The following is a 10,469-nucleotide window of genomic DNA, read 5'->3' on the forward strand; positions in this document are numbered from 1 at the left end:
GGTCATCTCGAACAACATCGCGAACCTGCGCACCACCGGCTACAAGCGCCAGCAGCCACATTTCCAGGACCTGCTCTACCAGAACCTGCGCCGGGCCGGCGCCTCGACCTCGGACCAGAACACCCAGCTTCCGGCCGGGCTCGCGATCGGGTCCGGCGTCAAGACTGTCTCGACCGCCCGCATCATGTCGCAGGGCACGCTGACCTCGACGGAGAAGGACTACGACGTCGCGATCCGCGGCGAGGGCTTCTTCCGCGTCACCATGCCGGACGGGCGCACCGCCTACAGCCGCGACGGCTCGTTCGACCTCTCGGCGCAGGGGCAGCTCGTCACCCGCGACGGCTACCTCGTCGATCCCGGCGTCACCGTGCCGAACACCGCGACCGCGGTGACCATCAGCGCCACCGGCGCGGTGCAGGCGACGCTTCCCGGCCAGACCGCGCCGCAGGCGCTGGGGCAGTTCCAGCTCGCCCGCTTCGTCAACAAGACCGGGCTGGAATCGATCGGCGACAACCTGTTCATCGAGTCCGCCGCCTCCGGACCGGCGATCAGCGGCCTGCCCGGCGCCGAGGGCTTCGGCAACCTCCAGCAATCCTACCTCGAGGAGGCCAACGTCAACGCGGTCACCGAGATCTCGTCGCTGATCGCCGCGCAACGCGCCTACGAGATGAACTCGAAGGTCGTCACCGCCGCCGACCAGATGCTGTCCACCACCTCGCAGATGTTCCGCAGCTAGTGCCACGATCGAAGACGCTCATGCCCGCTCTCGACGTTCCGGACGCCGCTCCGGTCGGCTACCTTGCCCCGGTCGCTCGCCGCCCCCTCACCCGCATCGCGCCGATCGGCGCCGGCGTGTGGTTGCGCGCGGCGTTCGCCTTCCTGGCGCTCGCCGTGCTCGGCGCCTGCGTCCTGCCGGCGCTGGCCGACGCGCCGATGCGGCTACGCGGTGACGTGACGGCGCGCGGCGACGTGCTGACCCTCGACGACCTCGTCGAGGGCGCGCCCGCCTCGGCCGCCCGGCGCCCGATGTTCCGGGCGCCGGCGCTCGGCGCCACCGGTACGATCCAGGCGCGGCGCATCGTCGAGGCGGTCGCGGCCCTGAACCTCGGCGCGGTCGAGACCGGCGGCCGGCTCCAGGTCGCAGTGCAGCGCGCCGCGCGCCGGGTCGGCGCCCAGGAGATCGAAGCGGCCCTGCGCCGGGCCCTCGAGGCCGGCTACGGCCTCGACGCGAAGGCGGTCAGCGTGCGCCTCGACGGCGATGGACCGATACTGCTGGCGCCGGTCGACCTCGACGGTCAGGTGCTTGCCCTCGACCTCAGCTACGATCCGCGCTCGCGCCGGCTCAGCGGCCTGATGACGCTCGGCGAGCGGCAGGCCTCGCTCCGGGTCTCGGGGCTCGTCGTCGAGATGCGCGACGTGGCGGTCGTCGCCCGGACGATCAACCGCGGCGAGCCGGTCACCGCCGCCGACCTCGCGATCGAGCGTCGCCCGCGCGAGGCCGCGCCGCCGGACGCACAGGGCTCGGCCGCCTCGCTCGCCGGCGAGGTGGCGCAGCGGACGCTCAGCCAGGGCGCGATCCTGCGGACCGGCGACACCGCGCCGCCGGAGCTCGTCGCCCGCGGCGAGGCGGTGACCATCGTCTACGAATCGCCCGGCATCAGCCTCGCGATGCGCGGTCAGGCGAGCGATGCCGGCCGGATGGGCGCCACGGTCAACGTCGTCAACGTCGCCTCGAAGAAGACCCTGCAGGCCGTGGTGATCGGCCCGGGCCGCGTCTCCGTCGGCCCCGCGCCCCTCCAGCGGCAGGCCAGCGCCGAACCGCCGACCTCGCTCCGCTGAACGCCGTCCGCTCCCCCGACAGAGACGATCCGATGCGTCATCGCCCGCGTTCCCTGCACACCGCCGCCATCCTCGTCTGTGCGGGGCTCGGCGCCTGCAACACCGTCGACCGCCTCGCGCAGGTCGGCGCGCAGCCGAACCTGTCGGCGATCGAGGACCCGACGGCGCAGGCCGGCTACAAGCCGGTGCGCCTGCCGATGCCCGACGTGCAGCCGGTCTCGTATGCGCCGAACTCGCTCTGGCGCACCGGTTCGCGCGCCTTCTTCAAGGACCAGCGCGCCGCGCGGATCGGCGACCTCGTCACCGTGAAGGTGAACGTCACCGACAAGGCCAACCTCAACAACGAGACCAAGCGGTCGCGCTCGAACGCGGAAGGGTTCGGGCTGCCGAACGCCGCGGGCCTGGAGAAGAACGCCGCCGTGCTCGCCGCCGGCATCACGCCGGACAAGCTGCTCACCACGACCTCGAATTCGTCGAGCGACGGCGCCGGCTCGGTGCAGCGCGCCGAGACGGTGACGACGAACGTCGCCGCCATCGTCACGCAGGTTCTGCCGAACGGCAACCTCGTGGTCGAGGGCAAGCAGGAGATCCGCATCAACTTCGAGGTGCGCGAACTGATCGTGGCCGGCGTGGTGCGGCCGGAGGACATCGAATCCGACAACACCATCGATTCGGCCAAGATCGCCCAGGCGCGCATCGCCTATGGCGGCCGCGGCCAGATCACCGACGTGCAGCAGCCGCGCTACGGCCAGCAGATCGTCGACATCCTGCTCCCGTTCTGATCGTTGCGATCATCGTGCGCGAACCGTCGCAGGGACCGGGCGGTCGCACGCCACCCCGTTGCCGCGAGCGTTCGAGCCGCGCCGCGGAATGTCAGTCGTCGCGGTAGACGCGCTCGCGGCGCTCGTGGCGTTCCTGTGCTTCGAGCGACAGGGTCGCGATCGGCCGGGCATCGAGCCGGCGGAGCGAGATCGGTTCGCCGGTCTCCTCGCAATAGCCGTACGACCGGTCCTCGATCCGCGCGAGCGCCGCGTCGATCTTGCCGGTGAGCTTGCGCTGGCGGTCGCGGGCGCGAAGCTCGATCGCCCGGTCGGTCTCGGAGGAGGCGCGGTCGGCGATGTCGGGGTGGTTCTCGTTCTCGCTCTGCAGCGCCACCAGGGTGTCCTGCGCCTCCCGAAGGATGTCGCTCTTCCAGCCGAGCAGCTTGCGCCGAAAGTACTCGCGCTGGCGCTCGTTCATGAAGGGCTCGTCGTCGGACGGAGCGTAGCCGTCCTCCAGCGTCACCTTCGCCATGCGTCGCCCTTCCATCGTCCGTACGGCCGGTCTGCGGCGATAACGGCCTGCCGTATAGTCGAGGCGGATTGCTGCGACAACGGACCCCCGGGCGGCGCCCGGAGCTTGCAGGCACTGCGCCACATCATGCGGCAAAGACGACACGGTCGGCGGCGATCGGGCCGGGATCGGGTCTCCGACGTGCGGACGCCGAGCCGGGCGACGGCCTGAGCGAGAGGGACCGCTCCGCGCGGCGCGGGCGTCCTGTTCGGGCGTCCGCGTCAGGGCCCGAGCAGCGGTGGCGGACGCCGCGAAACCCAGTTCGTCGCGGCGTCGTAGGCGGCGCCGAGCTGAAGGCAGGCGCGTTCGCCGCGGTTGCGGCCGACGACCTGGATGCCGGTCGGCAGGCCGGCCGGACCGAACCCTGCGGGAACGTTGAGCGCGGGCAGGCCGCTCATGGTCACCGGGATCACCACCTCCATCCAGCGGTGATAGGTGTCCATCGCCCGGTCTCCGATCACCTTCGGCCATGTCAGGCCGATCGCGAACGGGAAGACCTGCGCGCTCGGCATGACGAGGAAGTCGTGGGTCTCCATGAAGCCGCGCACCGCCTCGTACCACGCGGTGCGGCCCTCCTGCGCGGCGGTGACTTGGTCGGCCGTGAGCGCGAGGCCACGCTCGACCTCCCAGGCCGCCTCGGGCTTGAGCAGGGCGCGGTGCGCCGGGTTCTCGTAGAGCGGCCGCAGGCTGGAGGCGGTCATCCAGGCGCGCAACGTCAGCCAATCGCGCCAGAGGCGCTCCATGTCGAAAGCGGGCTGCGCGTGCTCGACCCGGCAGCCGATCGCCGCGAAGGCGGCGAGCGCCCGCTCGCCTAGTTCGAGAACCCCCGGCTCGAACGCTAGGTGGCCGCCGAGATCGCCGAGCCAAGCGATGCGCGTGCCGGCAAAATCACGCGCCAGGTCGCCCGCGAAGACGCCCGGCTCCTGCGGGATCGAGAACGGCACCCGCGGGTCGGCGCCCGCCTGGACCGACAGCATCAGGCCGATGTCGGCGGGCGAGCGGCCGATGCAGCCCGACACCGCGAGGCCCGGCGTGAACACGTCGCGCGCCTCGATCGGGATGCGGCCGTAGCTGGTGCGCAACCCGAACAGGTTGTTGAAGGCCGGCGGGTTGCGCAGCGATCCGGCGTGGTCGCTGCCGTCGGCGACCGGCTGCATCCCGAGCGCCACCGAGACCGCCGCGCCGCCGCTCGACCCGCCGGCGGATCTGGCTTGGTCGTAGGCGTTGGCGGTGGCGCCGTGGACCGGATTGAAGGTGTGCGAGCCGAGGCCGAATTCCGGCGTGTTGGTCTTAGCCACGAACACCGCGCCCCCCCGGCGCAGGCGCTCGACCATGATCGAGTCCGAGGGCGCGACCCGATCGCGGAAGATCGGCGAGCCCTGCGTGAAGGGTAGCCCGCGGACCGCATCGAGGTCCTTCACCGCGAGCGGGAAGCCGTGCAGCGGCCCCGCACTCTCGCCGCGGGCGAGCCGCGCGTCGCGCTCGCCCGCCTCGGCCAGACAGAGGGTCGGGTCCTGGAGCGCGACGAGGGCGTTCACCGCCGGGTTCAGCCGCTCGATCTGAGCCAAGTAGGCGCGCATCACCTCGACGCACGAGACGTCCCGTGCGTGGATGGCCGCCGACAGGGCAACCGCGCTCATCTCGACGATGTCGGATCGTGTTGTCTCGGCAGGGATCATCGAAACCTCATGGGGCAGGCGGGCTTCGGCGGTCCCTCACGCCAGCCGGCCCTCCTGGAACGCGTGGCAGGCGACGCCGTCGATCAGCGCCGGCACCTCGGTGCGGCAGCGGTCGTTCGCGAACGGGCAGCGCGGGTTGAAGGCGCAGCCCGGCGGCGGGTCAATCGGGTTCGGGATCTCGCCGGAGACGGGGGTGCGCTGCCGCCCGGTGAGGCCGATGTCGGGCACCGCGTCGAGCAGCATCCGCGTGTAGGGGTGCTTGGGGTGGGTGAAGAGGTCTCGCCCGCCGCCGATCTCGACCACGCGGCCGAGATACATCACCCCGATCCGGCTCGCCATGTGGCGCACCACGGCGAGGTTGTGGCTGATGAACAGGTAGGTGAGCCCGAGCCGGTCCTGAAGGTCGCGCATCAGGTTGAGGATCTGGGCCTGGACCGACACGTCGAGCGCCGAGGTCGGCTCGTCGCCGACCAGGAACTCGGCCTCGGAGGCGAGCGCCCGGGCGATGGCCACGCGCTGGCGCTGGCCGCCGGAGAATTCGTGCGGGTACTTCACGCAGTCGTCCGGGTGCAGGCCGACGAGCGTCAGCAACTCGCCGACGCGCGCCGCGATCGGCCCCTCGCCGTGCATCAGGTTGAAGGCGCGGATCGGCTCGGCGACGATTTTCCGCACGCGCCAGCGCGGGTTCATCGAGGCGTAGGGGTCCTGGAACACCATCTGGATGCGCCGGCGCAGGCGGCGGCGCGCGGCGGCGGCGCGCGGGTCGGTCATCGAGATGCCGGTGATGCGCACGTCCCCGCTCGTCGGCGGCAGCAGCCCGACCACCATGCGCGCCACCGTGGACTTGCCGGAGCCGGACTCGCCGACGAGCGCGAAGGTCTCCCCGCGGGCGATCGTGAAGGCGACGCCGTCGACGGCCTTCAGCCACTGCCGCGGCTGGCGCTCGATCATCCGGTTGAGCCACGGCTTCGACACGTCGAACAGCCGGCGCAGGCCCTCGACCTCGACGTAAGGGGGCGCGGCGCTCATGCCGCCGCCGCGGCGCGGTCGTAGAGGTGGCAGGCGACGCGGTGCTCGCCGACCGGGATCGGGTCGGGCCGCTCGACCCGGCAGCGGGCGAACACGCTCGGGCAGCGCGGATGGAAGGCGCAGCCGTCGGGGATCGCGGTGAGCCGCGGCATCGCGCCGGGGATCTGGGCGAGGCGGCCGATGTCCTGCGTCAGCGTCGGGATCGCGCCCATCAGGCCCTTGGCATAGGGGTGCAGCGGCTCGCGCACCACCGCGCGCACCGGCCCGATCTCGGCGATCCGGCCGGAATACATCACCGCGACGCGGTCGGCGGCCTCGGCGATCACGCCCATGTCGTGGGTCACCAGCATCACCGCCGTGCCGCGCTCGCGCCCGAGGCGCTTCAGCAGGGCGATGATCTGCGCCTGCACCGACACGTCCAGCGCGGTCGTCGGCTCGTCGGCGATGATGAGTTCGGGTTCGGCCGCGAGCGCCAGCGCGATCACCACGCGCTGGCGCATGCCGCCGGAGAACTCGTGCGGGTAGCCGTCGATGCGCCGCTCGGGCGCCGGGATGCCGACCTCGGCCAGCAGGTCGATGGCGCGGGTGCGGGCGGCCTTGGCCGAGAGGTCGGTGTGGGTCTGCACCGTCTCCACGATCTGCCGGCCGATGCGGTAGAGCGGGTTGAGGCTGGTCAGCGGGTCCTGGAAGATCATGCCGATGCGCCGGCCGCGGATGCGGCGCATCTTGTCCGGCGACAGGTCGTCGATGCGTTCATTGCCCAGCCATACCTCGCCGCCGCTGATCCGGCCTGGCGGGTCGATCAGGCCGATCACGGCGGCGCCGGTCACGGATTTGCCCGCGCCCGACTCGCCGACGACGCCCAGTATCTCGCCGCGGGCGATGTCGAAGGAGACGCCGTCGATGGCCTTGAGCAGGCCGCGCCGGGTGGCGAACGCAACCGAGAGGTCGCGGACGGAGAGGACGGGGTCGGTCATTTGCGGTGCGCCCTGCCGAGGCGTATCCTGGGAACTGGATCGAACGGGAGATCAGCCATGAGCGGCCCCATCATCGTCATCGTTTAGGCGCAGCAGACCGCATCGTCCGGCCTCGACCACCGGGGGCCGAGGCCGTGGCGTTCATGCAGGAACGCGTTGATGGCACGCTTTGCAGCCAAGCCCGATCGCAACGTGTTCCGACCGAGCTGCATCAAGGCTACGACGGCCTTGACCTGCCGCTCCGGATCGATGCCGGCGTAATCACCTGACGCGAATGCGATCAGAAGGCCGTCGAGCCGCGCATTGTACTTGTAGAAACCGACGATTTCGTCGACGCATCCGATCGGCAGGATGCCGAGTTCGGACTTGATATCCTCGAAGATGAAAAGCGTCGCCGCGGTCTTGGCTCGAAGCCGATCGTCGCGGACAAGGACAGCGAAGGCGGCCTGAACCTGGGCAGCGACGAGAGGATCGAATTGCTGCGCCAAGGTCGCGGTCTCGATGGCGATTTCCGCCCGGATGGCGACGAGCAGATCTCGGACGCGTTCCTCGCGGCGTCGGCGTTCCTCCCGCCGTTCGAGGTCCTTCTCCACGGCGACGCGGTGCCGCCAGAGATAGATTGAGGCGAGCGCCGCCCCGACGACGCCGACGACCTGGATGACGGCGGCAGCAACCGCGCTTCCGCCCATCATTGCAGCTTCGGGTTCAGCGCGTCGCGCAGCCAATCCCCCAAAAGGTTGATCGCCAGCACCAGTCCGGCGAGCGCCAGGCCGGGGAAGGCGACGATCCACCACTCGCCGGAGAACAGGAAGCGGTTGCCGGTGCGGATCAGCGTGCCGAGGGAGGGCATCGTCTCGGGCAGCCCCGTGCCGAGGAACGAGAGCGTCGCCTCGGTGATGATCGCCAGCGCGAGGTTGATCGTCGCGATGACGAAGACGGGCCCGAGCACGTTCGGCAGCACGTGGCGCACCATGATCACCGGCGACGAGAGCCCGATCAGGCGCCCGGCCTGGACGTAGTCCTTGTTCTTCTCGACCATCACCGACGAGCGCACGGTGCGCGCGTACTGCACCCAGAACGACAGGCCGATCGAGACCACGATCAGGCCGATGGTTGCGTTGGTGTCCAGCCCGCCGCCGGCCGCCGCCTTGGCGACGCCATCGACCACCAGTGCGATCAGGATCGCGGGAAAGGTGAGCTGCACGTCGGCCACCCGCATGATGAGGGTGTCGATGAGGCCGCCGAAGTAGCCGGCGATCAGCCCCAGCGCGACGCCGAGGCTCCCTGAGACCAGCACGCCGAGGAGGCCGACGACGAGCGAGAGGCGCAGCCCGTAGAACACCGCCGAGAGCACGTCGCGGCCCTGGTCGTCGGTGCCGATCACGAAGGGCGATTGTCCCTCCGCCGTCCAGATCGGCGGCAGGTTGGAGTTGATCAGGTCGAGCTGCGCCGGGTCGTAGGGGTTCTGCGGTGAGATCCACGGCGCGAAGAGCGCCACCGCGAAGAACAGCACCGTGACGGCGAGCGCCACCATCGCCAGCGTCGAGCGGCGGAAGCTCGCGAAGAGGTCGGAATTACGGAACCGCACCCAGCGCGAAGGCGGCTTCCCGCCGGGCAGGGTCGCCGGGACGGCGTCCAGGTTCGCGCTCATGCGGTGCGCGCCGAGAGGCGCAGGCGCGGATCGACGATCGTGTAGAGCACGTCGACCGCGAGGTTGATGGCCACGAAGATCGCGGCCACCAGCAGCAGGTAGGCGGCCATGATCGGGATGTCGACGTTCTGCACCGCCTGCACGAACAGCAGGCCCATGCCCGGCCACTGGAACACCGTCTCGGTGATGATCGAGAAGGCGATGACCGAGCCGAGCTGGAGCCCGGCGATGGTGATGACCGGCACGAGCGTGTTCTTCAGCGCGTGGCCGAAATGGACCGAGCGGGTGGTCAGCCCGCGGGCGCGCGCGAAGCGGATGTAGTCGGCGCGCAGGACCTCCAGCATCTCGGCGCGCACGAGCCGCATGATCAGCGTCATCTGGAACAGGCCGAGGGTGATCGACGGCAGGACCAGGGCGCGCAGCCCCGAAACCGTCAGGAACCCGGTGGTCCACCAGCCGAGCCGCACGGTGTCGCCGCGGCCGAAGGACGGGAGCCAGCCCAGCGTCACCGAAAACAGGAAGATCAGCAGGATGCCGATCAGGAAGGTCGGCAGGCTGACGCCGGCGAGCGAGATCGCCAGGAACAGTTTCGCGAGCACCGTGTCGCGGCGGAGCGCGCAATAGACGCCCATGAGGATGCCGACCACGAGGGCGAAGATCGTCGCGCAGAGCGCGAGTTCCAGCGTCGCGGGCATGCGCTCGGCGAGCAGCGCCGAGACCGGCTGGCGGAACTGGTACGAGATGCCGAACTCGCCGCGCAGCACGTTGCCGGCGTAGCGGGCGGCCTGGACGGCGACGGAATCGTCGAGGCCGAGGCTCTTGCGGATCTCCACCCGCTCGGCCACCGGCGTGTCGACGCCGACGATCTGGTTCACGGGGTCGCCCGCGAACCGGAACATCGAGAACGCGATCAGCCCGACGACGGCCAGCACCACGACCGATTGCAGCAGGCGGCGGAGCACGAAGGCGAGCATGGGATCAGCCTTCCGGGCTCCGGGTCAAGGCTGCTTCGACACCCAGTAGAGCAGCAGCATGTTGTCGGGGCGCTGGGTCAGGGTCACGGCCTTCGACACGCCCCAGGCGAGCGCCTGCTGGTGGAGCGGGATGAAGCCCCAATCGGCCTGGATCTGCTCGAAGCCCTGCTTGATCGCGGCGTCGCGCTTGGCCTTGTCGGTCTCAGCCTCGACCTGATCGGCGATCGCGTCGACCTTCGGGTTGCAGTAGTTGCCGAGATTCCAGCCGCCGCGGCCCGACTTCGGGTCGTTCCGGCAGCCGGCGATCTCATAGAGGATGTTGTGGCTGTCCTGCGACGACGGCGTCCAGCCGACGAGGTAGAACGACGTGTCGTAGGCCGGCGCCAGCACCTTGGAGAAGTACTTCGCCTTCGGCTGCGCGTTGAGGTTCACCTTCACGCCGACGCGTGCCAGCATCGACACCACCGCCTGGCAGATCGCCTCGTCGTTGACGTAGCGGTCGTTCGGGCAGTCCATCGTCAGGCTGAAGCCGTCCGGATACCCGGCCTCGGTCAACAGCGTCTTGGCCTTCTTCACGTCGGTCGCCGGCCGCTTGAACTCGCCGGCGCGGTCGTAGAGCGAGGGCGCGATCAGCAGGGCCGAGGGCGTCGCCTGCCCGCGCATCACGCGCTTGGCGATCGTGTCCTCGTCGATGGCGAGATAGAATGCCTCGCGCACCCGCGGGTCCTTGAACGGGTTCCTGCCCTTGACGCTCGAATCCTTCAGCTCGTCGCGCCACTGGTCCATGCCGAGGAAGATGGTGCGCAGCTCCGTGCCCGCCATCACGGTGGCGTTGGCGCTGGCGTTGACCCGTTGCTGGTCCTGCAACGGCACCGGATCGGCCCAGTCGACCTCGCCGCCGAGCAGCGCCGCGACGCGGGTGGCGTCGTTGCCGATCGTCGTGAACACCGCCTCGTCGAGGTTCGACTCGACCTTGCCCCAGTAGCCG

At 70.4% G+C, this 10,469-nt stretch carries 11 protein-coding genes; 3 read left to right on the forward strand and 8 right to left on the reverse strand.

Annotated features, from left to right (window positions below):
• The 3 genes from flgG to flgH all read left to right on the forward strand — a co-directional run.
• On the forward strand, positions 1-736 hold a 736-nt coding region (gene flgG / locus ACFE86_RS18040), incomplete at its 5' end, for a flagellar basal-body rod protein FlgG (protein WP_375456700.1).
• A gap of 20 nt (positions 737-756) precedes the next feature.
• On the forward strand, positions 757-1,839 hold the full coding sequence (gene flgA / locus ACFE86_RS18045) for a flagellar basal body P-ring formation chaperone FlgA (RefSeq protein WP_375456701.1): 1,083 nt from the start codon (positions 757-759) through the stop codon (positions 1,837-1,839).
• A gap of 32 nt (positions 1,840-1,871) precedes the next feature.
• Positions 1,872-2,621 (forward strand): flagellar basal body L-ring protein FlgH, encoded by a 750-nt coding sequence (flgH, locus tag ACFE86_RS18050; RefSeq protein WP_375456702.1) that lies wholly within the window; start codon positions 1,872-1,874, stop codon positions 2,619-2,621.
• Positions 2,622-2,712: 91 nt separating this feature from the next.
• Here flgH and dksA read toward each other — a convergent pair whose 3' ends face one another.
• From dksA to ACFE86_RS18090, 8 genes are all read right to left on the reverse strand, one after another.
• Positions 2,713-3,132: an RNA polymerase-binding protein DksA gene (dksA, locus tag ACFE86_RS18055; protein WP_375456703.1), complete on the reverse strand. Its 420-nt coding sequence runs from the start codon at positions 3,130-3,132 to the stop codon at positions 2,713-2,715.
• Positions 3,133-3,392: 260 nt separating this feature from the next.
• Positions 3,393-4,850 (reverse strand): amidase, encoded by a 1,458-nt coding sequence (locus ACFE86_RS18060; RefSeq protein ID WP_375456704.1) that lies wholly within the window; start codon positions 4,848-4,850, stop codon positions 3,393-3,395.
• Between the two features lie 36 nt (positions 4,851-4,886).
• A complete protein-coding gene (locus ACFE86_RS18065) occupies positions 4,887-5,879 on the reverse strand; it encodes an ABC transporter ATP-binding protein (protein ID WP_375456705.1) in 993 nt (330 codons plus the stop codon).
• Positions 5,876-6,856, reverse strand: coding sequence for an ABC transporter ATP-binding protein (locus tag ACFE86_RS18070; RefSeq protein ID WP_375456706.1), 981 nt, complete (start codon positions 6,854-6,856; stop codon positions 5,876-5,878). The genes ACFE86_RS18065 and ACFE86_RS18070 overlap by 4 nt, the downstream gene beginning before the upstream one ends.
• Before the next feature lie 83 nt (positions 6,857-6,939).
• Positions 6,940-7,548, reverse strand: a complete 609-nt coding sequence (locus ACFE86_RS18075; protein WP_375456707.1) for a hypothetical protein — start codon at positions 7,546-7,548, stop codon at positions 6,940-6,942.
• Complete coding sequence (locus ACFE86_RS18080; protein WP_375456708.1) at positions 7,545-8,507, reverse strand: ABC transporter permease; 963 nt, start codon at positions 8,505-8,507, stop codon at positions 7,545-7,547. The genes ACFE86_RS18075 and ACFE86_RS18080 overlap by 4 nt, the downstream gene beginning before the upstream one ends.
• Positions 8,504-9,481 carry an ABC transporter permease gene (locus ACFE86_RS18085; protein ID WP_375456709.1) on the reverse strand — a complete coding sequence of 326 codons (978 nt, stop codon included), beginning with the start codon at positions 9,479-9,481 and terminating at the stop codon, positions 8,504-8,506. The genes ACFE86_RS18080 and ACFE86_RS18085 overlap by 4 nt, the downstream gene beginning before the upstream one ends.
• A gap of 24 nt (positions 9,482-9,505) precedes the next feature.
• Positions 9,506-10,469 (reverse strand): ABC transporter substrate-binding protein (locus ACFE86_RS18090; protein ID WP_375456710.1); only part of this gene is annotated, 964 nt, incomplete at its 5' end.

The organism is uncultured Methylobacterium sp., assembly GCF_964244095.1.
In the GTDB taxonomy this organism is placed as follows: Bacteria; Pseudomonadota; Alphaproteobacteria; order Rhizobiales; family Beijerinckiaceae; genus Methylobacterium.